The sequence below is a fragment of the Curtobacterium sp. TC1 genome, from assembly GCF_019844075.1.
Lineage (GTDB): Bacteria > Actinomycetota > Actinomycetes > Actinomycetales > Microbacteriaceae > Curtobacterium.
This window is the reverse complement of record NZ_CP081964.1, coordinates 2,965,588-2,987,108: the sequence shown is the minus strand read 5'-3', so window position 1 is coordinate 2,987,108 and position 21,521 is coordinate 2,965,588. Positions and strand designations below refer to the sequence as shown.

23 protein-coding genes are annotated in these 21,521 nt (G+C 71.7%); 16 read left to right on the top strand and 7 right to left on the bottom strand.

Going from position 1 to position 21,521, the window contains the following annotated elements; translation table 11 throughout:
* Positions 1-18 precede the first annotated feature (18 nt).
* A complete protein-coding gene (locus tag KZI27_RS15220; protein WP_222658260.1) occupies positions 19-981 on the top strand; it encodes a sugar-binding transcriptional regulator in 963 nt (320 codons plus the stop codon).
* Positions 982-1,059: 78 nt separating this feature from the next.
* Here KZI27_RS15220 and KZI27_RS15215 read toward each other — a convergent pair whose 3' ends face one another.
* Positions 1,060-1,584 (bottom strand): DinB family protein, encoded by a 525-nt coding sequence (locus KZI27_RS15215; protein WP_222658259.1) that lies wholly within the window; start codon positions 1,582-1,584, stop codon positions 1,060-1,062.
* A gap of 191 nt (positions 1,585-1,775) precedes the next feature.
* On the opposite strand from KZI27_RS15215, the gene KZI27_RS15210 reads away from it, so the two are divergent.
* Positions 1,776-3,299, top strand: coding sequence for an MFS transporter (locus tag KZI27_RS15210; protein WP_222658258.1), 1,524 nt, complete (start codon positions 1,776-1,778; stop codon positions 3,297-3,299).
* Positions 3,300-3,465: 166 nt separating this feature from the next.
* On the opposite strand, the gene KZI27_RS15205 is transcribed toward KZI27_RS15210, so the two are convergent.
* Entirely contained in the window at positions 3,466-4,494 is a 1,029-nt protein-coding gene (locus KZI27_RS15205; RefSeq protein WP_222658257.1) for a GTP-binding protein, read from the bottom strand.
* Between the two features lie 57 nt (positions 4,495-4,551).
* Here KZI27_RS15205 and ykgO point away from each other — a divergent pair, with 57 nt between their 5' ends.
* Together ykgO and KZI27_RS15195 are read left to right on the top strand one after the other, a co-directional pair.
* On the top strand, positions 4,552-4,674 hold the full coding sequence (gene ykgO, locus KZI27_RS15200; RefSeq protein WP_222658256.1) for a type B 50S ribosomal protein L36: 123 nt from the start codon (positions 4,552-4,554) through the stop codon (positions 4,672-4,674).
* 28 nt (positions 4,675-4,702) lie between these two features.
* Positions 4,703-5,359, top strand: a complete 657-nt coding sequence (locus KZI27_RS15195) for a histidine phosphatase family protein (RefSeq protein WP_222658255.1) — start codon at positions 4,703-4,705, stop codon at positions 5,357-5,359.
* Between the two features lie 134 nt (positions 5,360-5,493).
* Here the strand turns inward: KZI27_RS15195 and KZI27_RS15190 are convergent, their stop codons facing one another.
* Positions 5,494-7,236, bottom strand: a complete 1,743-nt coding sequence (locus KZI27_RS15190) for a glycerol-3-phosphate dehydrogenase/oxidase (RefSeq protein WP_222658254.1) — start codon at positions 7,234-7,236, stop codon at positions 5,494-5,496.
* Positions 7,237-7,427: 191 nt separating this feature from the next.
* Between KZI27_RS15190 and KZI27_RS15185 the strand changes: the two genes are divergently transcribed.
* The 4 genes from KZI27_RS15185 to ald all read left to right on the top strand — a co-directional run bounded on the left by KZI27_RS15185 (position 7,428) and on the right by ald (position 12,069).
* Positions 7,428-8,390 (top strand): sugar-binding transcriptional regulator, encoded by a 963-nt coding sequence (locus KZI27_RS15185; protein ID WP_165901120.1) that lies wholly within the window; start codon positions 7,428-7,430, stop codon positions 8,388-8,390.
* 49 nt (positions 8,391-8,439) lie between these two features.
* Complete coding sequence (locus KZI27_RS15180) at positions 8,440-9,399, top strand: AraC family transcriptional regulator (RefSeq protein WP_222658253.1); 960 nt, start codon at positions 8,440-8,442, stop codon at positions 9,397-9,399.
* A gap of 53 nt (positions 9,400-9,452) precedes the next feature.
* Entirely contained in the window at positions 9,453-10,841 is a 1,389-nt protein-coding gene (locus KZI27_RS15175) for an FAD-binding oxidoreductase (protein WP_222658252.1), read from the top strand.
* A gap of 127 nt (positions 10,842-10,968) precedes the next feature.
* Complete coding sequence (gene ald, locus KZI27_RS15170) at positions 10,969-12,069, top strand: alanine dehydrogenase (RefSeq protein WP_222658251.1); 1,101 nt, start codon at positions 10,969-10,971, stop codon at positions 12,067-12,069.
* Positions 12,070-12,133: 64 nt separating this feature from the next.
* Here the strand turns inward: ald and KZI27_RS15165 are convergent, their stop codons facing one another.
* Positions 12,134-12,934 carry a tryptophan-rich sensory protein gene (locus KZI27_RS15165; protein ID WP_222658250.1) on the bottom strand — a complete coding sequence of 267 codons (801 nt, stop codon included), beginning with the start codon at positions 12,932-12,934 and terminating at the stop codon, positions 12,134-12,136.
* Positions 12,935-13,058: 124 nt separating this feature from the next.
* Here KZI27_RS15165 and KZI27_RS15160 point away from each other — a divergent pair, with 124 nt between their 5' ends.
* From KZI27_RS15160 to KZI27_RS15130, 7 genes are all read left to right on the top strand, one after another.
* The gene (locus KZI27_RS15160; RefSeq protein ID WP_222658249.1) at positions 13,059-13,409 is read left to right on the top strand and encodes a hypothetical protein; all 351 of its coding nucleotides are present in this window, start codon (positions 13,059-13,061) and stop codon (positions 13,407-13,409) included.
* 16 nt (positions 13,410-13,425) lie between these two features.
* On the top strand, positions 13,426-14,409 hold the full coding sequence (locus KZI27_RS15155) for a magnesium and cobalt transport protein CorA (protein ID WP_260233135.1): 984 nt from the start codon (positions 13,426-13,428) through the stop codon (positions 14,407-14,409).
* Between the two features lie 60 nt (positions 14,410-14,469).
* A complete protein-coding gene (locus KZI27_RS15150) occupies positions 14,470-15,753 on the top strand; it encodes a chloride channel protein (RefSeq protein ID WP_222658248.1) in 1,284 nt (427 codons plus the stop codon).
* Positions 15,754-15,807: 54 nt separating this feature from the next.
* Positions 15,808-16,062 (top strand): antitoxin, encoded by a 255-nt coding sequence (locus tag KZI27_RS15145; RefSeq protein WP_410004006.1) that lies wholly within the window; start codon positions 15,808-15,810, stop codon positions 16,060-16,062.
* A gap of 135 nt (positions 16,063-16,197) precedes the next feature.
* Positions 16,198-17,490, top strand: a complete 1,293-nt coding sequence (locus KZI27_RS15140) for an aminotransferase class V-fold PLP-dependent enzyme (RefSeq protein ID WP_222661418.1) — start codon at positions 16,198-16,200, stop codon at positions 17,488-17,490.
* A complete protein-coding gene (gene sufU, locus KZI27_RS15135; protein WP_222658247.1) occupies positions 17,487-17,936 on the top strand; it encodes a Fe-S cluster assembly sulfur transfer protein SufU in 450 nt (149 codons plus the stop codon). Before KZI27_RS15140 ends, sufU begins: the two co-directional genes overlap by 4 nt.
* Before the next feature lie 140 nt (positions 17,937-18,076).
* The gene (locus KZI27_RS15130; RefSeq protein WP_222658246.1) at positions 18,077-18,547 is read left to right on the top strand and encodes a GNAT family N-acetyltransferase; all 471 of its coding nucleotides are present in this window, start codon (positions 18,077-18,079) and stop codon (positions 18,545-18,547) included.
* Here KZI27_RS15130 and KZI27_RS15125 read toward each other — a convergent pair.
* Together KZI27_RS15125 and KZI27_RS15120 are read right to left on the bottom strand one after the other, a co-directional pair.
* Positions 18,540-19,355 (bottom strand): hypothetical protein, encoded by an 816-nt coding sequence (locus KZI27_RS15125; RefSeq protein WP_222658245.1) that lies wholly within the window; start codon positions 19,353-19,355, stop codon positions 18,540-18,542. The genes KZI27_RS15130 and KZI27_RS15125 overlap by 8 nt on opposite strands.
* A gap of 18 nt (positions 19,356-19,373) precedes the next feature.
* The gene (locus KZI27_RS15120; protein ID WP_222658244.1) at positions 19,374-20,426 is read right to left on the bottom strand and encodes a zinc-binding alcohol dehydrogenase family protein; all 1,053 of its coding nucleotides are present in this window, start codon (positions 20,424-20,426) and stop codon (positions 19,374-19,376) included.
* 95 nt (positions 20,427-20,521) lie between these two features.
* Here KZI27_RS15120 and KZI27_RS15115 point away from each other — a divergent pair, with 95 nt between their 5' ends.
* Entirely contained in the window at positions 20,522-21,097 is a 576-nt protein-coding gene (locus KZI27_RS15115) for a TetR family transcriptional regulator (RefSeq protein ID WP_222658243.1), read from the top strand.
* On the opposite strand, the gene KZI27_RS15110 is transcribed toward KZI27_RS15115, so the two are convergent.
* Positions 21,051-21,506 carry a GNAT family N-acetyltransferase gene (locus KZI27_RS15110; RefSeq protein WP_222658242.1) on the bottom strand — a complete coding sequence of 152 codons (456 nt, stop codon included), beginning with the start codon at positions 21,504-21,506 and terminating at the stop codon, positions 21,051-21,053. The genes KZI27_RS15115 and KZI27_RS15110 overlap by 47 nt on opposite strands.
* Positions 21,507-21,521: the final 15 nt, after the last annotated feature.

Below are 21,521 nucleotides of genomic sequence, written 5' to 3'. Positions count from 1 at the left end.
CAGGGATACGATCGCCCCATGTCCGCCGAGATCCCCGCCGCCGAGGGTGCCCGGACCCGTTTCCCGCTCGACACCGTCTACCAGGCGGCGCGGATGTACTACCTCGAGGACGCCACCCAGGTCGAGATCGCCTCGCGCCTCGGGGTCTCACGGCCCACGGTCAGCCGGCTCGTCGCCGAGGCGCGCAAGGCCGGACTCGTCCGCATCGAGGTCGTCGACCCGTTCCAGGACGAGACCGTCGCGCTCGCCGAACGGCTGCAGGTGGTGCTCGGGATCCGAGCCGTGCACCTGGCCGCGGTCACCCACACCGCCACGCTCGGTGCCGACCTCGCAGCACCCCTCGCCGCTGCGGTCGAGGGCATGGGGCTCGTCCCCGGCGACGCCGTCCTGATGTCGTCGGGCCGCACCGTGTACGACGTCGCACACGCGGGCATGCCGAGCCTGCCCGGTGTGCAGCTCGTCCCGACGGTGGGCGGCCAGGCCGACCCGATGCCGTGGTTCCAGACGAACGAGATCACCCGGACCGCCGCCGAGCGCTCCGGGGCGATCCCCGCGTTCCTGTTCGCGCAGGCCCTGCCGTCGCCCGCGATGCGCTCCTCGCTCGACGAGGATCCAGCGTTCCAGCACGTCGTCGGGCTCTGGGGGCGGGCGAAGGGCGCGATCCTCGGCATCGGTGCGCCGACGCCGACACGTGACGCCCTGGCACGGGGCGTCCCCGTCGAGGACGCCGCGTTCGACCACGCCGCAGGCGACGTCTGCCTCAACTTCTACGCGGCCGACGGATCGCCCATCGAGTTCCCCGGCAGCGACCGGATGGTGCGGACATCGCGCGAGGTCCTGTCCGGTGTGCCGCACGCCGTCGGCGTCGCCGTCGGCGGCGCCAAGGTCGGCAGCATCGTCGGCGCGGTGCGCGGGGGACTCGTCAACGAGCTGGTGTCGGACGCCGCGACGGCGCGCGCCCTGCTCGACGCGCTCGCCTGAGCGGTCTGCCGCGACCAGGGGCGGACGGGAGGCGCGGGGCGGGGCCGCACCGCGCCTCCCGGCCGGTGGATCCCGCGTCTAGTGCGTGCGCCGCACGTCCCACAGGTGGTGGACGGGGTCGTGCGCGTAGTAGGTGGCGAGCGTCGCGACGGTGAAGGCACTGCCGTCGGACCGCAGGCCCGTGCGCTCGAGCTGGTCGTCGCGGACCTCGTCGAACGCCCGGGCTGCCCGGTGTGCTGCCTCGCCGAGTTCGCGGGCGACCACGGCCGGGTCCTGCTCGCCGTAGTGCTCCTCGACCGCCGTGGCGTCCTGGTCCCAGTTCGGGAACGTCGGGGCGTCCTCGGCGAGCATCAGTGCGAGCCGCTCGGTCATCTTCCGGTGCACGTCGCGCACGTGGGCGCCGTACTCGAGTGCCGACCAAGTGCGGTCGTCGGGACGCTCGCGCACGTCGTCCCGGCCGAGTTCGGTCGGCCACGCGGTCGTGTTCGCGTCGATGATCCCCGGCACGTCGCGGATCGACACCGTGGTGCCGTCGTAGCCGCACTCGGGGCAGGTGCCCTCGATGACCCAGGTCCAGCTCTTCGTCTCGGGTGCGATCGCCATGCGCCGATGGTACGTCCTCGGTACTCAGCTTCGCGGATCCGCAGAGACATGCGGATCAGGCCCCACCCCCGTTCGGGTGACACGCCGTCGCCTGGGAATCACCGGCCAATGACATTTCGGTTGCTCGGTAACGTCGCTCGCTGTTCTGGGCCGGTACCCCTCGGCCCACCGATCCCCCCGAGGAGCGATGCATGGGTTCCGACCCCAGCAGTACCCACACCCGGCCGCGCCGACGCCTGCGCGAGAGCGACGTCACCGTGGTCGACAAGAGCATGATGCGCCGCGCGGTCAGCGGCATGGTCGTCGGCAACACGATGGAGTGGTACGACGTCGGTGTCTACGGCTACCTGGCGGTCACGATGGGGAAGGTCTTCCTGCCGACCGCCGAGCCCGCCGTGCAGATCCTGTTCAGCCTCGGTGTCTTCGCGGCGACCTACATCGCCCGTCCGCTCGGCGGCATCGTCTTCGGTCGTCTCGGCGACCGGATCGGTCGGCAGAAGGTGCTCGCGACGACGCTCATCACGATGGCGGCGTCGACGTTCCTCATCGGCGCGCTGCCCGCCTACGCGACGATCGGCGTGTTCGCCCCCGTCGTGCTGGTCGTGCTGAAGCTGGCGCAGGGCTTCTCGACCGGTGGTGAGTACGCCGGTGCGACGACCTTCGTGACCGAGTACGCACCGGACCGGCGCCGCGGGTTCTTCGCGAGCATCCTGGACTTCGGCAGCTACCTGGGCTTCGCGCTCGGTGCGACCGTCGTCTCGGTGCTGCAGATCACCCTCGGCGAGGACGCGATGGTCGCCTACGGCTGGCGGTTCCCGTTCCTGGCGGCCGGCGTGATCGGCGTCGTGGCGATCTGGTTCCGCCTGCGCATCGAGGAGTCGCCGGTGTTCCAGGCGACCCAGGCGGCGCAGGAGGCCGCGTCCGAGACCCGTGCGTCCTTCGACGGCGAGCGTCCGGCGAACGTGCTCGTGATGGTGCGCGACCACTGGCGCCCGATCGTCATCGCGATCATGCTCGTCGCGGCCTCGAACACCGTCGGGTACGCCCTGACCTCGTACATGCCGACGTACCTGACCGACTCGCTCGGGTACTCCGCCCTCGACGGCACGCTGCTGACGATCCCGGTCCTCCTGCTGCTCGCGGTGATGCTGCCGCTGACGGGCAAGCTGTCCGACAAGCTCGGCCGACGCGTCGTGATGTGGATCGGTGCCGCCACCACCGTCGTGCTCGTCGTGCCGGCGTTCATGCTGATCGGCCACGGCGCGCAGTGGTCGACGCTCGCCGGGCTCGGGCTGCTCGCGCTGATGACGGCGCTGTGGGTGTCGAACCAGGCGGCCTCACTGCCGGCGCTGTTCCCCACCTCGACGCGGTACGGCGGCATGGGCTTCGCGTACAACATCGCCATCGCGGTGTTCGGCGGGACGACGCCCCTGATCGTGCAGGCGCTGCTGACCGTGACCGGCGACGAACTCGCCCCGGCGTACTTCCTGATGGCGATGAGCGTCGTCGGTGCGATCGGTGTCTTCTGCATGAAGGAGTCCTCGCGTCGCCCGCTGCCCGGCTCGATGCCCGCGGTCGAGACCGAGGCCGAGGCGAAGGAGCTGGTGCTCACGCAGGACACCAACCCGCACCTGGACCTGGGGGATCTGCCGTTCGCCGCGCAGGACGCCGCCGCCCGGGCCGCCCGCGACGCCGAGGCCGTGCCGGCGCGCTGACGCCGGGGGCGCTCGCGACGCGACCACGGGCGGGAGGCGCGGTGCAGGTCCGACCTGCACCGCGCCTCCCGTCTGTGCGTGCGCATGCTGCGACGATCCACGCGTCGATCGACTCGTGTTCTGTCGGAAGATGCGCACGCACGCACGCGCCCAGCCGCTCCCGCCCTCACTCGTGCCGGTGCTCGGATGCCGGGTCCACCGCCGGCCACACGGGGAACGGGTCGGCCCACCCGCGCCAGAGCTCCGGCCCGGCGAGCAGCTCCGGCGGCGTGAGGAGCGCGCCGTCGAGGGCCCGTTCGATCGCGTGGACGTCGAGCCGCTCGCCGACGAACCACAGCGCCTGCCCGATCGGGGCGTCGGCGTCCCACGACGGGTTCGCGGTGGGGTCGAGCGCGAGCATGGCCCCGAAGCTCGACCACGAGCCGACGTGGTCCGGCCGGGACGCCAGGCGGAAGAACCCGCGCGACCGCAGCACGCGGCCGTTCACCCCGGCGGACAGGTCCTCGGCGATGACGGACGCAAGTCGTCCGGGGTGGAACGGCAGCGGCTCCCGGTAGCGCATCGCGACCAGGTCGTCGCGGGCGTCCCGTCCGGCGTCCGCGCCGCTCGACAGTGCCCGCATCCACCCGGCGCCGGAGGCCAGGACCCGTGCGGCCGCGCCGTTCGAGGCGGGCAGGTCGCGCGCGGTCCGCAGTGCGGGCAGCGCCACGATGACGGCCTGCGGCGCGAGGCGGTGCAGCAGCGCGACCAGGGCGCGACGGCGGCGGAGGGGCAGCGGCGCGAGGCGGTCGAGCGCGATGACGGTCGCGTACTCGATGAGCGACGCGACCCGGTCGGCGGCCACGAACGCGTCGTCGACGTCGGACCACAGCAGGTGCGTGACGTCGTCGGCGCGCAGCACCCCGACGACGTGTCGGAGTACCCGGTCGTCACCGGTCTCCGAGCGTGCGGCGTTCGCGAGCAGCATGCCCACGGCGCGGGCGTCGGACCCGGGCTGCAGGGTGACGACGAGGCCGTGGTCGGCGTCGGGGCCGCACACGCGGTCGAGGTGGTCGGCCCGCTCGGCGACCGCGCGGGCCGCGGCGAACGCGCTCCCCTCGACGTGCATCCGGTGCCCCGTGGCGATCCGGGCGGCGACGCGGTCGGCGTCGACCTCGTGGAGGGCGGTGACGAGGGTGATGGCAGCAACACGCATGTCGGGTACCCTACCTGAAAACCGTTCTCAACAAGAGAGCGCCGACGGAGGAGAACCATGCAGGTCCGCAACTCGCTCAAGGCACTGAAGAAGGTCCCCGGCTCGCAGGTCGTCCGGCGCCGGGGTCGCGTCTACGTCATCAACAAGCAGAACCCGCGGTGGAACACCCGGCAGGGCTGACGTCGTCGGTGGTCCGTAGGGTGGATCCATGCGACTGCTGCTCATCCGCCACGGCCAGACCCCCGCGAACGTGAACGGCGTGCTCGACGCCGTAGTGCCGGGGCCGGGCCTGACCGAGCTCGGCCAGCAGCAGGCGGACGCCCTGCCCGCGGCCCTGGCCGACCGGGGGATCGAGCGGCTCTTCGCCTCGACCATGGTCCGGACGCAGATCACCGCGGCACCCCTGGCGGCATCGCTCGGGCTCGAGCCCGTCGTGCTCCCCGGCCTGCGTGAGATCGAGGCCGGCGACACCCAGGGCAAGAGGGACACGGTGTCCGTGCAGACCTACATCTCCACCGTGCACGGTTGGTCCGGCGGAGACCGCACGACCCGGATGCCCGGCGCGGAGAGCGGGATCGAGTTCTTCGAGCGGTACGACGACGCCGTGCGGCAGATCGAGGCCACCGGCGTCGGCGTGGCGGCGGCGGTGAGTCACGGCGCGGCGATCCGCACCTGGGCGAGCGCGGCCGCCGACAACACCCCGGACCACTTCGGCACGAAGCGCCACCTGGAGAACACCGGCATCGTCGAGCTCGAGGGGTCCTTCGCCGACGGCTGGCACCTGGTCGACTGGGAGGGCGAACCGGTCGGCGGCGACCAGCTCATCGACCGCACCGCGCTCGACCCCACCGGCGAGCGCTACTGACGCGACCGACAGACGGACGGGAGGTGGGCCCCACCCGCCGGTACCGGCGCACCGCGCCAGCGGGGTGACGGCCGAGACGGGAGGGACGGTACCAGCTGGTACCGGGCCTCCCGTCCGTCTCGTGGTCGCGTGTACTACGCGAGCTGCGAGGCCGACGTCAGCGGCACGATCACGCGGTGCGCCTCGCGCAGCACGTCGAGCGTGCGCTGGACCTCGTCCGCGCGCTCCTCGGGCGTCCAGTCGAGCGCCCCGGCGAGCACGTCGGCCAGCTCGTCGAGCAGGTCGATCGTGACGCCGCCGACGAACGCCAGGTTCGTGCGGCGCAGGACGACGTCGACCAGGTGGACGGCCTGCTCGTGCTCGGCGAAGTACGCGACCTCGGCGCGGGTGAGCGACGGGTCGGACTCGAGCGCCTCGACGGGGCCGTCGGTCAGCACGTCCACGACCTCGGCGGCACGGGTGCCGTACCGCTCGAGCAGGCCCTCGACCAGGGACTCGTCCAGGCCGTCACGGTGCGAGGTGATCCACAGGGCGCGCTGCGCGTCGGTGGTCGGGAACTCCTTGCCACCGCCGATCGGCATGCCGGTGGTGTCGACCGTGCGGGTCATGCCGAGCTTCGTGGTGGCCTCGGTCGACAGGTGTGCGGCGAGGGCGCGGAACGTCGTCCACTTGCCACCGACGAGCGACAGCACGGTCGACTTCGGCAGTCCGGCGATCTGCGTGTCCACGATCCGGTAGTCACGCGACACGAAGCCGGGGGCGGTGTCCTCGTGGCGGGGGAGCGGGCGGATGCCGGAGTAGCTGTAGACGATGTGGTCGCGGGTGACGTCGATCTGCGGGAACACGTGCTTCACGAGCCCGAAGAAGTAGTCGATCTCCTCGTCGGTCGTCGTGACCGGCTTCGACGGGTCGGCGTCGATGTCGGTCGTGCCGATGAGGACCCGGCCCTTGAGCGGGTAGATGAGGACGATGCGTCCGTCGTCGTTCTCGAAGAACAGCTCGCGGCCCTTGGTGGCCTCGAGCAGTTCGTCGTTCTGGACGACGATGTGCGAGCCCTTCGTGCCGCCCATGAACTTCGTCTCGCCGCCGAACGCCTCGTTCGTCAGGTCGGTCCAGGGGCCGGAGGCGTTGATGACGACGTCGGCGGTGAACACGAACTCCTCGCCGGTCTCGCGGTCGCGCAGCAGCACGCCGCCGTCGCGGGTGCCGGCGGCCTCGACGTAGTTCGTCGCGCGGGCGGTCGCGGCGGAGCCGGTCCCGGTGCCCGCGGCGATGCCGTCCTTCAGGACGTCGAGGGCCAGGCGCTCGGGCTCGTGCACGCTCGCGTCGTAGTAGGTGCCCGTGTACTTCAGGTCCTTGTTGAGGGCGGGCATGTCCTCGAGCGCGGCCTTCTTGGTGCGGAAGACGTGCTTCGGGACGGAGCCGCCGTCGCGCGAGAAGGAGTCGTAGATCGTCATGCCGATCTTGATGAGCATCGCGCCGCGCTCCTTGGTGGAGCGCTGCTTGTGCGTCAGCATGCGCAGCGGGGCGTTCATGATCCCCGAGAACGTCGAGAAGATCGGCATCGTCGTCTGCAGCGGCTTGACGTAGTGCGGGGCGATGCGGATCAGGCCGTTGCGCTCCTGCACGCTCTCGCGCACCAGGCGGAACTCGCCGTTCTCCAGGTAGCGGATGCCGCCGTGGATCATGTGGCTCGACGCCGCGGACGCACCGGAGGCGTAGTCACCGCGCTCGACGAGGGCGACGTCGACGCCCTGCAGCGCGAGGTCGCGGAACGTGGCGATGCCGTTGATGCCGCCGCCGACGACGAGGACCTGCGCGTTCGGGCGCTCGGTGAGGGCGGTCACCGTGTTCCGGGGCTGTGTCTTCTTCGACATGGTTCGTCGCTTCCTTCGTCTGTTCTCGTGGTCAGGCTCGATCGTGCGCCGGTTTGGGAGGTCGGGCAACTCACGTGCACGAACGTGCAGCACACGTGTCGTCCGCCCCGATCGGGGGACCGGGAGGCGCGACAGGGGTTGCAGAGGCCGTGCACGTCCGTGCATGGTTGCGTTCGACAGATCGGAGCACCATGAGCGATGCGGCTCAGCCCATGCGCACGCAGCAGGCGCTGCGCGCTGCACACCTGTACTACCTGCAGGACCTGACGATGGACGCCATCGCCGACGAGCTCGCGACCTCGCGCTCCTCGGTGTCGCGCCTGCTGAAGTACGCCAGGGACACCGGACTCGTCGACATCCAGATCCGCTCGCCCCTGGACCAGGCCGCTGCCCTGAGCCGCAGCATCCGCTCGCGGTTCGGCGTGCACGCGCACGTGGTCCCGGTGCCGGACCACACCAGCGACGTCGACCGTCTGGAGCGGGTCGCCCTCTCTGCCGCCCGGATCCTGACGCAGTACGTCGAGTCGAACATGGTCATCGGGATCTCGTGGGGCTCGACGGTGAGCGCCGTCAGCCGGTACCTGGTGCCGAAGACAACGCACGGGTCGACCATCGTGCAGATCAACGGCGCCGCGAACACCCGGACCACGGGCATCGTCTACGCCTCGGAGATCCTGCGGCGGTTCGGCGAGGCGTACGGCGCGTTCGTCCAGCAGTTCCCGGTGCCGGCGTTCTTCGACGACCCCGCCACGAAGGAGGCGCTGTTCCGCGAGCGCTCGATCCGCCGTGTGCTCGACCTGCACGAGCGGATGGACCTGGTCGTGTTCGGTGTCGGCGCCCCGCAGGCCCCGGTGCCGTCGCACGTGTACTCCGGCGGCTACCTCGACCCCGCGGACCGCGACGAGCTCACGAAGGCCCAGGTCGTCGGCGACGTCTCGACCGTGTTCTACCGGGCCGACGGGTCGTGGCGGGACATCGGGGTGAACGCGCGCGCGGGCGGCCCGGACCTCGACACCATCAAGCGCGCTCCGCGTCGGGTGTGCGTCGTCGCGGGCCGGTCGAAGGCGGCGTCGTTGCGGGGCGCACTGGCCTCCGGGCTGGTCACGGACCTGATCCTGGACGAGAGCGTCGGGCAGGCGATCCTGCAACCCTGAGTCAGCATCTGACGCGGGTTTGTCGGTGGTCGCCCCTAGGTTCTCGGACATGGTGCTTTCCATCGAACGACCGAGCAGCCGGTACTCCCGTCGGGTGGTCGGCAGCGACGTCGACCAGGCGCTCGCGTTCTTCGGCCGCGACTACGACTTCCGGGCGCCCGCGGTCCGGCGCACCCGCCCCACCGCGCACTGGGACTTCGCAGGTGTCGGCGACGACCGGATGTCGCTGCGCTCGTCACGGTTCATGGTCGACCTGCGCAGTGAGAGCCAGGTGGACGACGAGTTCCTGGTGGCCTGGATGCGGAGCGGCTCGAGCCAGATCACCCGAGGTGGCGAGACCTGGGCACTCGAAGCGGGCGTTCCCGTCGTGTTGCCGTTCGCCGAGGCGTACTCCTTGCACCACCGCGACATCGCGTTGAACCTCGTGCACCTGGACCGCGACTTCGTCCGGGCCCTGGTCGGCGACGACGACTTGGCGTTCGAGTCGATGCAGCGCCCGACGGCTGCGGGCATGGCCGTCTGGCGGGACGCGGTCCGGACGCACTCGTCGACGTGGCTCGACGTCGACCACGACCTCGACCCCATCGCGCAGCGCGACATCGCCGAGGCGTTCGCGACCGCCGCCGTCCGCGCCTTCCCGCGGCGCGACCGGTGGCGGTCGACCGTGTCCGGCTGCGGCCCGGAGCACGGCCGACTCCGCCGGGCGCTCGACTTCGTGCACGATCACGCCCGCGAGCCGATCGGAACGCCGGAGATCGCCGCGGCCGCGGGACTCAGCCCACGCGGGCTGCAGCAGTCGCTGCGACGGCACCTCGACCAGACCCCCGGCGACCTGCTGCGCGGGGTGCGACTCGACGGTGCGCGGGCGGACCTGCTCGGGGGTGCGCGCGACGAGACCACGGTCGCCGACATCGCCCGGTCATGGGGCTTCGGGCACCTCGGGCGGTTCTCGGCGACGTACCGCACCCGTTTCGGCGAGCTGCCGAGCGAGTCGCTTCGCGCACGCTGACCGCCGTGGGTGCCGAGCCGAGGGAGTCGAACCCGCGGCGGTAGCGTGGCGACATGGACACCGTCGTCACCGCGCTCCGCGCCGCCCTGCACGACCCGGACGGCGCCGTCGTCCGGACCGACCCGGGCGTGCTCGACGCCGCGCGGACCGACAAGTCCGGCTGGATCGCACCGGGCGGGCCGGTCGCCGTCGTCGAGGCCCGGGCCGTCGAGCACGTGCAGGCGACGCTCCGGACCTGCTCGGCGCTGGGCGTGCCCGTCGTCCCGCGCGGAGCCGGCACCGGACTGGCCGGCGGCGCGAACGGCACCGAGGGCACGGTGGTGCTCAGCGTCGCGCGGATGGACCGCATCGTCGAGGTGTCGGTGGAGGACGAGCTCGCCGTCGTCGAACCCGGGGTGCTGAACGGAGCGCTGAACGCCGCTGTCGTCGAGCACGGGCTGCGCTTCGCGCCGGACCCGGCGAGTGCGGCGATCGCGAGCATCGGCGGCAACATCGCCACGAACGCCGGCGGTCTGCGGTGCGTGAAGTACGGCGTCACGCGCGAGGCCGTGCTCGGACTCGACGTCGTGCTCGCCGACGGTCGGCTCGTGTCGACCGGCCACCGCACCGTGAAGGGGGTGACCGGTCTCGACCTGACGGCGTTGCTCGTCGGGTCCGAGGGCACGCTCGGTGTCATCGTCGGCGCGACCGTCCGACTCGTGCCGGTCCCGGCGGGGGAGCCGGCGACGCTCGCGGCCGTCTACCCGACGGTGCAGCAGGCCGCGGCAGCGGCGGCGGCCGTCGTGGCGGGACCGGAGCGGCCGTCGACGGTCGAGCTGCTGGACGCGCTCGCCCTCGAGGGGATCGCGGCGTACCTCGGGCCGGAGGTACTGTCCGAGACGGTGGGGAGCAGTTCGGCGGGCGGGGTCTTCCTGCTCGTGGAGTTCGACGGCGCGGGCGCGACCGAGGCGGCGCTGGGAGCCGTGCCGTGCCTCCAGGCCGAGGGTGGGACCGTGCACCTGGCCGGGTCGGCGGCGGAACGCGAGCGCCTGCTCACCATCCGTCGGTCGTTCCACGCCGCGATGGAGGCGCGCGGTCGGGTGCTCATCGAGGACGTCGCGGTGCCGCGCAGCCGGCTCGCCGAGATGTTCGCACGCGTCGAGGCGATCGGTCGGCAGTACGGTCTCGCGATCCCCACCGTGGCGCACGCCGGCGACGGCAACCTGCACCCGAACTTCGTCTTCGACGGCGACGAGGTGCCTGCCCACGTCTGGGACGCCGCCGACGCGGTGTTCCGTGCGGCGATCGAGCTGGGCGGGACCCTGACCGGCGAGCACGGGGTGGGGGTGCTGAAGCGTCGGTGGATCGGTGACGAGCTCGGCGACGACGTGCTCGACCTGCAGCGGGGGATCCGGCGGGTGTTCGACCCGGCGGGCATCCTCAACCCGGGGAAGGTCTTCTGAGCACTGCGCTCCGAATTCCATCGCACGGATCAGCGGTGGTTCATCCGGATGTTCGGCTGTAACCTCGCCGCAACGAATCCGGCGCTGAATGGTGGGGACGAGAGCACCACCCACGAAGGAGTCTGCGATGCGCATCGGCGTCCCCGCTGAGATCAAGAACAACGAGTACCGCGTGGCGGCCACCCCGGCAGGTGTCGCCGAGCTGGCGCTGCACGGCCACCAGGTCCTGGTGCAGGCGGGGGCCGGCACCGGATCGGCCTTCCCCGACGACGAGTACCGGACCGCCGGCGCCGAGATCGTCGACACCGCGGACGAGGTCTGGGCACGCGCGGACCTGATCCTCAAGGTGAAGGAGCCGGTGGCGTCCGAGTACCCGCTCATCCGGCCGGGTCAGGTGCTCTTCACCTACCTGCACCTGGCGGCCGACCGCCCCCTGACCGATGCGCTCATCGGCTCCGGAGCCACTGCGATCGCCTACGAGACCGTGCAGCTGCCGGACCGTTCCCTGCCGCTGCTGTCGCCGATGTCCGAGGTCGCCGGACGGCTCTCCGCCCAGGTCGGCGCGTACCACCTGATGCGCACGAACGGCGGCCGCGGACTGCTGCTCGGTGGGGTGCCCGGCACGCCGAAGGGTCGCGTCGTCGTGATCGGCGGAGGCGTCGCGGGCGAGCACGCCGCCACGATGGCACTCGGCATGGGGGCCGACGTCACCGTGTTCGACATCAGCCTGCCCCGACTGCGCGCGCTCGACGCCCGGTTCGACGGCCGCATCACCACCCTGCGGTCCTCCGCGCACGCCATCGCCTCGGAGCTCCGGGACGCGGACCTGGTGATCGGCTCCGTGCTCATCCCCGGGGCGTCCGCGCCGAAGCTCGTCACCGACGCCATGGTCGCGGACATGCGGCCGGGCTCGGTGCTCGTCGACATCGCGATCGACCAGGGCGGCTGCTTCGAGGGCTCGCACCCGACCACCCACGACGACCCGACGTTCGCGGTGCACGACACCGTGTACTACTGCGTGGCGAACATGCCCGGTGCCGTGCCGCGCACCTCGACGATCTCGCTGACGAACGCGACGCTGCCGTACGCCGTGGCGATCGCCGACCGCGGGTGGGAGGCCGCGCTGGCCGCCGATCCGTCGCTCGCCCTCGGCCTGAACGTGCACGCCGGCCAGGTCACGAACGAGGCCGTGGCGGCTGCGCACGGGCTCGTGGCGTCCGCGCGGTAGAGCCCGAGCCCCGAGACTCGGGTTGGGCGACAGTTCTCGCAGCCGAGCGCCCGAGAAGTGTCGCTCAGGCCGAGACTCGGGCCAGCCCACGCGCGCCGGACCAGCCCGCACGCGCCCGCACGGCGACCGTCACCACCACGACCGCGGCGGCTGCGACCACCGCGGCGACGGCGGTCGGCGTCGACACCAGCGGGCCGTCGAGCCGCGCGACCGCGACCCACGCCAGACCCCAGGCCAGCGAGAGCATCGGCGCCAGGCGGCCCCGACCCCACACCGCCAGCAGCAGCCCGACGAGCCCGGCCACCGCGGCGACCAGCACGCCCCAGACGTCCTGCCCGAGGTCGAAGCCCCGGAAGCCCGCTGCCGTCAGCACCGCAGCCGTGTTCGCCGCCGTCGCGACGCACACCCAGCCGAGGTAGAGCCCGAACGTGCCGTCGGTGACGATCGCCTCGACGATCCCCGAGGGCTTCGTCCGCCGCAGGATCGTGAAGGTCCAGACCAGCACCGCGAGCAGGGCGACGATGATCGGCTCGCTCGCCCACAGGAACCCGAACTGCACCGACAGGATCCACGCCGCGTTGAGCAGCAGCGACAGGATCGCCGGTACCGCCAGTGTCGCGTGCCGGGCATCGTCCGTCGTGCGGAAGAGCTGGCGGATCGCGTAGGCGATGAGGCCGACGTAGACGACGCTCCAGATCGAGAACGCGGGGCCGTCCGGCGCGATCGCCGTCGACGAGGCCGACAGTGCCCCACCGGCGGCGTCCTGGATCGGCGTCCCACCGGCCGCGCCGGACCCGACGAACGCCCCGACCACCGCGACGACGGCACTCACGGCGACTGCGATGCGCTTCCAGATCCTCTTCATGACCGTTCCCTTCGTCAGCATGCTGATGACCTGAACCGTAAGCGGGTGGTCCGACCGGGTCCGCAGGCTGCGTTCAGCCGACGGGGGACGGCGGGCACGCGCGGCGCGGCGTAGACAGGCGGGCATGGACTCCCTCGCCGAAGCGGTCGTCGCCATCGCCACTCCGCAGCACGCCGGACGGATCGACGGACTCCTCACCCGCGGGCGCCACGACAAGGCAGAGCAGCGGCTCTCGAAGGCGGGCTGGTGGCGACCCGAACGCGTCGAGGACGTCTCGAACCACGCGGCAGAGGCGCTTCGCGAGTCGGCGTCCGGCGACGTGGTCTGGTCCCTCGGGCGGTCGGGCTGGCGCGAGCTCGCGCTGGACGACGCGGCGGATCGGATCGTGGACGGGTACTTCGCACTCTTCGTCACGGCCGACGGCACCGTCCTGTTCGCCCCCGAAGGGACGGCGCGCTACCGCTCGCTCCGCTGAGCCGTACGGTTGTCGCGTGAGCGTCGAGATGAACACCGTGTACGTCGACCGGATCGCCCCGATGGCGAGTCCGTCGCTGGACGACACCTTCCGGATGCTCGACGAACAGGGCGCGAGCGCGTGCATCGTGCTGTACCAACCGGATGCGCAGGAGCTCGGCGACGTCGCGGTCGCCCTGGGCCTGCACGAGCTCGCGGTCGAGGATTCGGCCGAGGGACACCAGCGGCCGAAGCTCGAGCGGTACGGTTCGACGCTCTTCGTGGTCCTCAAGCCCGCGCTCTACAACGACGGGCAGGAAGAGGTGGCGTTCGGCGAGGTGCACGCGTTCGTCGGCGAGGACTTCTTCCTCGTCGTGGTGAAGGCCGACCCCCGTGGCAGGTCGACCGTGCCGCGTGCGTTGCAGCGGATGAGCGGCAAGCCCGGCCTGGTGACGGTCGGGCCGCAGGCGCAGCTCTGGGCGCTGATGGACACGATCGTCGACGGCTACGTGCCGGTGATCGACGGGCTGGAAGAGGACATCAACCAGATCGAGGACCAGCTGTTCGCGGGCGAGGCCGGGGTCTCCCGCCGCGTCTACGAGCTGTTCGGCGAGGTCGTCGACTTCCAGCGTGCGGCCCGCCCGCTCATCCACATCATCGAGAACCTGCACCGCGGCGCCGAGAAGTACCACCTGCCGATCGAGATGCAGCGCCGGTTCCGCGACGTCCTCGACCACGCCATCCGCACGGTGGAACGGCTGGACACGTTCAGGCAGCTGCTGCAGAACGCGCTGACCGTCGACTCCACCCTGGCGGCGCAGAAGCAGAACGACGACACGAAGCGGATCTCCGGCTGGGCGGCGATCCTGTTCGCCCCGACCCTCATCGCGGCGATCTACGGCATGAACTTCACCCACATGCCGGAGCTGACGTGGACGTGGGGGTACCCGCTGTCGATCGTCGGGATGATCCTGTTCGCTGCGATCCTGTGGGTGGTGTTCAAGGTCAAGCGCTGGTTCTGACGGCAGGCAGGACGACCGGGAGGCCCGGTGTCGGCGATCGGAGCCGCTAGGGTTCTCGACATGCCGCGCTCCGGACACGCGACCCCCGTCTGGGCGCTCAAGCTCGCAGTCGTCACCGCCCTGGTGGGCGTCTCCGGGGGCATCGCCGGCATCGCCGTGTGGCTCGCCCTGCAGCTCATCCAGTTCGTGGCCTTCGGCTACGGTTTCGGCGGGCACCTCGAGGCGGCGGACGCGCCCTCGGCGCTGAACCGGTTCCTCGCGCTCGTGGCCGCCGGTGTCCTGACGGGCTTCGCCTGGTGGGCGCTCCGGCGCTGGGGGCGCCCGATCGTGTCGGTCACCGCCGCGGTCAACGGCAAGCGGATGCCCGCGCTCGCGACCCTGGCGAACGCCGGCGTGCAGATCCTGGCGGTCGGTCTCGGCGCCTCGATCGGCAAGGAGGTCGCCCCGCGCGAGGTCGGCGCCTGGCTCTCCCAGCTCGTCACCCGCCGTGCGGGGCTCACCCCGCGCGAGACGAAGATCCTGGTCGCCTGCGGAGCGGCGGCGGGTCTCGCCGCGGTGTACGACGTCCCGCTCGGTGGGGCGCTGTTCGCCGTCGAGGTCCTGCTCGGCGAGATCAGCTTCGCCACGGCCCTGCCCGCGTTCGCCACGAGTGCCGTCGCCGCGTTCGTCGCCCGGCTCGTGATCCCGGACGAGGTGCTCTACCACGTGCCGGCCATGCACATGTCGCCGTCGCTGCTCGTCTGGGCGATCATCGTCGGGCCCGTCCTCGGCCTGGCCGGCGTCGGGTTCGTGAAGCTCACCAACCGGCTGCAGGGCATCGCTCCCAAGGGATGGCACCTGCTCGTCGTGCTGCCGGTGGTGTTCGCGATGGTCGGGCTCATCGCCGTGCCGTTCCCCGAGATCCTCGGCAACGGGCGGGCACTGGGCCTCGTCGCGATGAACGCCTCGCTGGACGACGGCACCGTCGCCGGACTGGCTCCCATCGTGCTGCTCCTGCTGCTCGGCATCGTCCGCACCATCACCACCTCGGCCACCATCGGTGCCGGCGCGGTCGGTGGCGCCCTGACGCCCTCGATCGCGATCGGTTCGGCGATCGGCGGCGGCCTCGGCGGCGCGTGGCTCCTGCTCTGGCCGGCCGACGGTCCGGGCCTGGCAGCGTTCGCCTTCGTCGGCGCCGCGGCGTTCCTGGCGACCACGATGCGGGCCCCGTTCACCGCGCTCGTCCTGGTGGTCGAGTTCACGCAGGAGGGCACCGACATCCTCATCCCGTCACTCCTCGCGGTGTCCGGGGCGGTCGCGGTCGGCTACGTCCTGGCACGTCGACGCAGCGCCCAGATGGTGTGAACACTCCGTCACGTTCCGGGGCGGACGACGGCTGCGCGGCCTACCATCTGCGGCATGACGGAGCGACGGGCTCCGCACCGAGCTGAGGAGCAGGCCATGGCGGGGTTCGACGACATCACGAAGAAGGCCCAGGACTTCCTGAAGGACAACAAGGTCCAGGACGCCCTGAAGAGCGAGAAGGCCGAGGACATCAGCGACAAGGTCCTCGGTGGCGTCGCCGACGCGGTCAAGAAGGCCACCGGCGGCAAGTACGACGACAAGATCGACGGCGCCCGCGACGCTGCGGACGAGAAGATCGGCAACGAGTAGCCCGTACGGTACGACGGCCCAGGACCCGGCGTGGTCCTGGGCCGTTCCCGTGCCGACTGGACGCCGTCGGGAACAACGGCCACCATTGACGGGTTGCTCCGGACAGCAACACCAGGAGGACGAGACGTGACAGTCGTGGCGCCGAACCAGCCGCTCACCGAGGCCGAGGTCGAGACGATCAAGTCGGACTTCCCGATCCTCGCGCAGGACGTGAACGGGCAACCGCTGGCGTACCTGGACTCCGGGGCGACGGCCGAACGGCCGACCCAGGTCCTCGACGCCGAACGCCGGTTCCTCGAGCACGACAACGCCGCCGTCCACCGCGGGGCGCACACGCTCGCGGCGCTGAGCACCGACGCCTACGAGGACGCCCGCGCCACCGTCGCCGACTTCATCGGCGCTGCCGGGCCGAGCGAGGTCGTGTGGACCGCGAACGCCACCGACGCCCTCAACCTCGTCGCGTACGGCATCGCGAACGCCAGCCGGGGCCGTGGCGGAGTCGACGCCGCTCGCTTCCGCATCGGACCCGGTGACGAGATCCTGGTGACCGAGGCCGAGCACCACGCGAACCTCGTGCCCTGGCAGGAGCTCGCCGCCCTGACCGGTGCGACGCTCCGCTGGGTCCCGGTCGCCGACGACGGCACCTGGACCGCGGAGGACGCCGCCGCCCTGATCACCGACCGCACGAAGGTCGTCGCGTTCGCCCACGTCTCGAACGTCACGGGCATGGTCGCCCCGGTCGAGCAGATCGTCGGTCTCGCCCACGCCCGCGGTGCCCTGGTCGTCCTCGACGCCTGCCAGTCCGCGCCGCACCGGCCGCTCGACGTGCAACAGCTCGGCGTCGACTTCGCCGCGTTCTCCGGCCACAAGATGCTCGGTCCGAACGGCATCGGCGTGCTCTGGGGGCGCAGCGAACTGCTGAACGCGCTGCCGCCGTTCCGCACCGGCGGTTCCATGATCACCACCGTGACCATGGAGGCGTCGGAGTTCATGCCGGCACCCGAGCGGTTCGAGGCCGGTACGCAGCCCGTGTCGCAGGCCGTCGCCCTGGCCGAGGCGGTCCGCTACCTGCAGGGCATCGGCATGGAGCGGGTCCGCGCACACGAGGAGCACCTCGCCCGCCGCATGCTCGACGGTCTGGCCGCCGTACCGGGCATCCGCGTGGTCGGTCCGCCGGTCGGCGTCCCGCGATCGGGCCTGGTGTCGTTCGACGTCGACGGGGTGCACGCCCACGACGTGTCGCAGTACCTCGACGCGCAGGGCATCGCCGTCCGCTCGGGGCACCACTGCGCGCAGCCGCTGCACCGCCGCCTCGGCCTGGTCGCCACCAGCCGTGCCAGCACGTACGTGTACACGACCGAGCACGACGTCGACCGGTTCCTCGCAGCCGTCGCCGAGATCCGCGACTACTTCGGAGCGACCGCGTGAACGCCCTCGACAGCCTGTACCAGCAGGTCATCCTCGACCACGCCAAGGCGCGGCACGGCGACGGTGCGATGCCGGACGCGGACGCCTCGCACTTCGACCGGAACCCCACGTGCGGCGACGAGATCACGGTCAGCCTGCGGCTCGATCCCGGCACCGACCGCATCGCCGGGCTCGCCTGGCAGGGTGACGGCTGCTCGATCTCGATGGCCTCGGCATCGGTCCTCACCGACATGGCCGTCGGCCGCACGGTGCCCGAGTTCCTGGCACTGACCGAGGAGTTCCGCACCATGATGCGTTCACGTGGCGTCGGTGAGCCCGACGAGGACGTCCTCGAGGACCTCGTCGCCTTCCACGGCGTCTCCAAGTTCGTCATGCGCGTCAAGTGCGGCATGCTCGCCTGGGTCGCGGCGGAAGCCGCCGCGCGCGAGGCGACCGCGTCCCGCTGAGCCGGGTGCGGCTCGCGATCGCGACCACCGACCGACCGGGAGGCCCGGTGCGGGCCCGCCCCGCGCCTCCCGTCCGCAGCTGGTCGCCGACCGGGCCCGGGAAGGCTTGAACGGTGTGCCGATCGAAGGGGGGGGGCGCGGTGATCTTCGAGACGGAGCGACCCGGCGCAGGCCGGGCCGACGCGATCGTGCGGGCCTACCTGACCGAGGTCGCGTCGCGGTGGTACGGGCGGTCGGCGACGTCGGCCGAGGTCGACCGCGCGGTGCTCGACGAGCCGTTCGACGACCTGCAGGGGGACTCCGGGCTGTTCGTCGTCGCCGTCGACGGGGGAGCGGCGATCGCCTGCGCCGGCGTGCGCTTCGTGCGCGACGTCGGCGAGCTGACGAAGGTCTTCACGCTGCCGGAGTACCGCGGCCGAGGTGTCGGTTCGGCGCTGCTGCGCCACGTCGAGGGCCGCTGCCGGGCACGCGGGATCACGTCGTTGCGCCTGGACACCCGCGCCGATCTCGCCGAGGCCTGTGCGCTCTACGAACGGCTCGGGTTCGTCCGGGTCGCCCCGTTCAACGCGGACCCGTACTCGGACCGCTGGTACGCGAAGCCGCTCAGCTGACCGCGCCGATCTCGCGGAGCGCGTCGCCGACCGTGATGCGCTCGTCGCCTTCCTGCGCTCGTGCCCAGCGGGCCTTCGCGAGCGCGACGGCCCGGTCGTCGAGACCGAGGAGCTCCCAGAGACCGTCCAGTTCTCGGGGAACGAGGTCGGCGAGCGGCAGGGGGAACTTCCGCTCGGGGCTGGCGTAGCTCTGCTGGGCGAGCTGTTCGAGCACGTCTGGGTCGGTCTCTCGCTGTTCCATGAGCAGGACGACGGTTCGTGACCGGGTGGTTCCGGACAGGAACGCGGACCGCACGTTCTCGTCCGGGTCGGTCGCCAGAGTGATCTCGACGGCGAGGGGGATGTCCTCTTCGCACGCGAGCTCCCAGCGCTGCGAGGTGTCCCCGTGGATCGCCGTGAGCATGTCCGGGTGGACGCCGAAGGCGCGCTCGCCGAGTTCCGGTCGCAGTGCGGGCGGGCGGGAGCCGTCCCCGATGCGCGCCGTGGGGAAGCCGACGCCCGTGTACACGGTGTGGGCGATCGGGAGGAACTGGAGTGCCTCGTGGAGTGCGGTCGCGGCGTCCTGCACCGCCGGGGCAGTCACGTCGCCGTCGGCGGCATCGAGTGCCGCAGCGTACGCCGTCAGCGCCGTGTGCTGCTGGTCCATCGCCCGGGTGAACATCTCCTTGCCCCGGGCCGCGTCGCCGATGCGCCGCGGATCGAGGTGCAGGGTCACGGAGCTCGGATCCTGCAGGTGGCCCCGTGGCGTGCCGCCGCCCGACATCGTGAAGCGGAAGGTCTCGTCGTCGGGCACGTCGGCATCGGTCACGTCGCTGACGCTACCGGGTCAGGGGAGCGTGACGACGAGCTTCCGGGCGGAGACACCGGCGCGGAGCTCGGCGAGGGCCTCCGGGATCGCGGCGAGTCCGGATCCGACGACGGATGCGGTCGGCGTCGCCTGGTACCGACCGGTGCGGAGTGCTTCGGGCAGGAGGTCGCGGTAGATCGCGGGGCCGACCTCCGATTCGGTCGGGCGGCCGCCCCAGATCGCGGTGACGTGGACGCCGTGTCGACGCTCGAGCCGCGCACGGATCGTCGTCACCTGCGTCGGGTACGCCGAAGCGAGTCGGCCGGACCCGGTGGCTGCCCGGACGATCGGGAGCGTGCGGGTCAGCGAGCCCTGGCCGAAGGCGAGGGTACCGGCGAGCTCGCGGTCGGCGAGTGCGTCGAGGACGCGACGTGCGGCACCGTCGTCGCGGTAGTCGAACACGGCCTCGGCACCGAGGGACTGCACGAACCCGTGGTTCTTCGGCGACGCGGTGCCGATCACGGCGTACCCGGCGGCCCGGGCGAGCTGGACGGCGTTGGCGCCGACACTCGTCGACGCGCCCCACACCAGGACGACCCCCGAGCGCTCGGATGCGTCGGCCGTCGGGAGTGACAGCGCGAGCTGGTCCGGTTCGAAGAGCCCGGCCGCTGCGGTCGAGACGGCGAGCGGCAGGACCGCTGCCTGCTCGACGGGCAGGTCGTCCGGCACCGAGGTCGTCACACGTTCGAGCAGGAGGACCTGGTGCTGGAAGGCTCCTTCGGCGGAGCTGTTCCGGTGCTGCTCCTGCCCCGCTGCGTGCCCGACGACCCGGTCGCCCACGCGGAAACGCTCGACGCCGGCGCCGGTCGCGACGACGATGCCGGCGACGTCCGACCCGAGCACCGCCGGGAACCGGAGCTTCGGGAACACCAGGTGTCGGAAGAGTCCGCCGACGGCGTCGACCGGGTTCACGGCGACGGCTTCGGCCCGGACGACGAGTTCGCCGGGGCCGAGCTGGGGGACCGGCGCGGGGCCGACGGTGAACCGCCCGGTCGACGTGGTCCAGAGTGCTGCGTTGTCCGTTGACGACATGGTGTCCGGATCCCTTGCTCGAAGTGGGTCATGACACGACGTGTCATCGACCATTCAATCATGACACGGCGTGTCATCACCACTACTGTTGACCCATGCGTTGGTCTCCGGATGCCCGAGGGCGACTCGAGCGAGCTGCCTTCGAGCTCTTCGCCGAGCAGGGCTACTCGGCGACGACCGTGCCGCAGATCACGGCACGTGCGGGGCTCACCACCCGGACCTTCTTCCGGTACTTCGCCGACAAGCGCGAGGTGATCTTCGCCGGCGACGAGATCCCCGACCTCGCCCGAGCCGCCATCGAGGCCGCGCCGGCCGGGATCGACCCGCTCGACATCGTCGTGCACGGTCTCCGCCAGGTCGCCGACGGGCGGTTCGAGGGGCATCACGACCAGGTCGGTGCGGTGCGGCGACTGGTGTTGGCCGAGCCCTCACTGCGGGAGCGCGACGCCCGGAAGCGCGCTGACCTCACCGACGCGGTCCGTGCGGCGTTCGTCGCCCGGGGCCTCGACCGGCCCGGATCCGCTGTGATCGCGGAGACGACCGTGATGCTCTTCCACCTGGCACTCGAAGCATGGCTCACGGGCCCCGCCGACCGCCGGATGGCCGACGTGGTCGACGAGCAGCTCAGGATGCTCCGTACCGTGCTCGGTCCGGACCGCGCAGGGTCATGAAGACGTCGACGTCGTCTTCGGTGTCGACGACGAACCCGTGCCGCTCGTAGAGTCGTCGCGCGGCGCTGCCCTGCAGGACGTTCAGTCGCGTCGCACCCGGGTGGGCCTCGGACAGGATGCTCCGGAGCACGGTCGATCCGACGCCACGCCCCTGTACCTCGGGAGCGAGGTAGAAGTGCTCGACCCAGCGGGTGTGGTCGTCGATCCGCGTGGCGATCGAGCCGACATCGCGGCCGTCCACCACGACGACACGGGTGTGCTCGGGCGCGAAGGCATCCCGCATCCGTTGCCGGACCCGGACCGCGTCGAAGCGGCCGAGACGCTCCAGGTCGGCGCGGAGGACCTGCGCACGCAGTTCCACGAGCCACTCGATGTCCTCGGAGATGCTGTCCCGCAGTGCGACGTCCACCCGTCGAGCCTAGGA

Bases quoted from the DNA above. Each gene is read 5' to 3' on its own strand.
- KZI27_RS15195 (WP_222658255.1), top strand. From the start codon at position 4,703: ATGCGACTGCTGCTCATCCGCCACGGCCAGACCCCCGCGAACGTGAAC.
- KZI27_RS15185 (WP_165901120.1), top strand. From the start codon at position 7,428: ATGAGCGATGCGGCTCAGCCCATGCGCACGCAGCAGGCGCTGCGCGCT.
- KZI27_RS15210 (WP_222658258.1), top strand. From the start codon at position 1,776: ATGGGTTCCGACCCCAGCAGTACCCACACCCGGCCGCGCCGACGCCTG.
- KZI27_RS15190 (WP_222658254.1), bottom strand. From the start codon at position 7,236: ATGTCGAAGAAGACACAGCCCCGGAACACGGTGACCGCCCTCACCGAG.
- KZI27_RS15180 (WP_222658253.1), top strand. From the start codon at position 8,440: ATGGTGCTTTCCATCGAACGACCGAGCAGCCGGTACTCCCGTCGGGTG.
- KZI27_RS15120 (WP_222658244.1), bottom strand. From the start codon at position 20,426: ATGTCGTCAACGGACAACGCAGCACTCTGGACCACGTCGACCGGGCGG.
- KZI27_RS15205 (WP_222658257.1), bottom strand. From the start codon at position 4,494: ATGCGTGTTGCTGCCATCACCCTCGTCACCGCCCTCCACGAGGTCGAC.
- KZI27_RS15215 (WP_222658259.1), bottom strand. From the start codon at position 1,584: ATGGCGATCGCACCCGAGACGAAGAGCTGGACCTGGGTCATCGAGGGC.
- KZI27_RS15115 (WP_222658243.1), top strand. From the start codon at position 20,522: ATGCGTTGGTCTCCGGATGCCCGAGGGCGACTCGAGCGAGCTGCCTTC.
- KZI27_RS15165 (WP_222658250.1), bottom strand. From the start codon at position 12,934: ATGAAGAGGATCTGGAAGCGCATCGCAGTCGCCGTGAGTGCCGTCGTC.
- ykgO (WP_222658256.1), top strand. From the start codon at position 4,552: ATGCAGGTCCGCAACTCGCTCAAGGCACTGAAGAAGGTCCCCGGCTCG.
- KZI27_RS15160 (WP_222658249.1), top strand. From the start codon at position 13,059: ATGGACTCCCTCGCCGAAGCGGTCGTCGCCATCGCCACTCCGCAGCAC.
- ald (WP_222658251.1), top strand. From the start codon at position 10,969: ATGCGCATCGGCGTCCCCGCTGAGATCAAGAACAACGAGTACCGCGTG.
- KZI27_RS15220 (WP_222658260.1), top strand. From the start codon at position 19: ATGTCCGCCGAGATCCCCGCCGCCGAGGGTGCCCGGACCCGTTTCCCG.
- KZI27_RS15150 (WP_222658248.1), top strand. From the start codon at position 14,470: ATGCCGCGCTCCGGACACGCGACCCCCGTCTGGGCGCTCAAGCTCGCA.
- KZI27_RS15145 (WP_410004006.1), top strand. From the start codon at position 15,808: ATGACGGAGCGACGGGCTCCGCACCGAGCTGAGGAGCAGGCCATGGCG.
- KZI27_RS15175 (WP_222658252.1), top strand. From the start codon at position 9,453: ATGGACACCGTCGTCACCGCGCTCCGCGCCGCCCTGCACGACCCGGAC.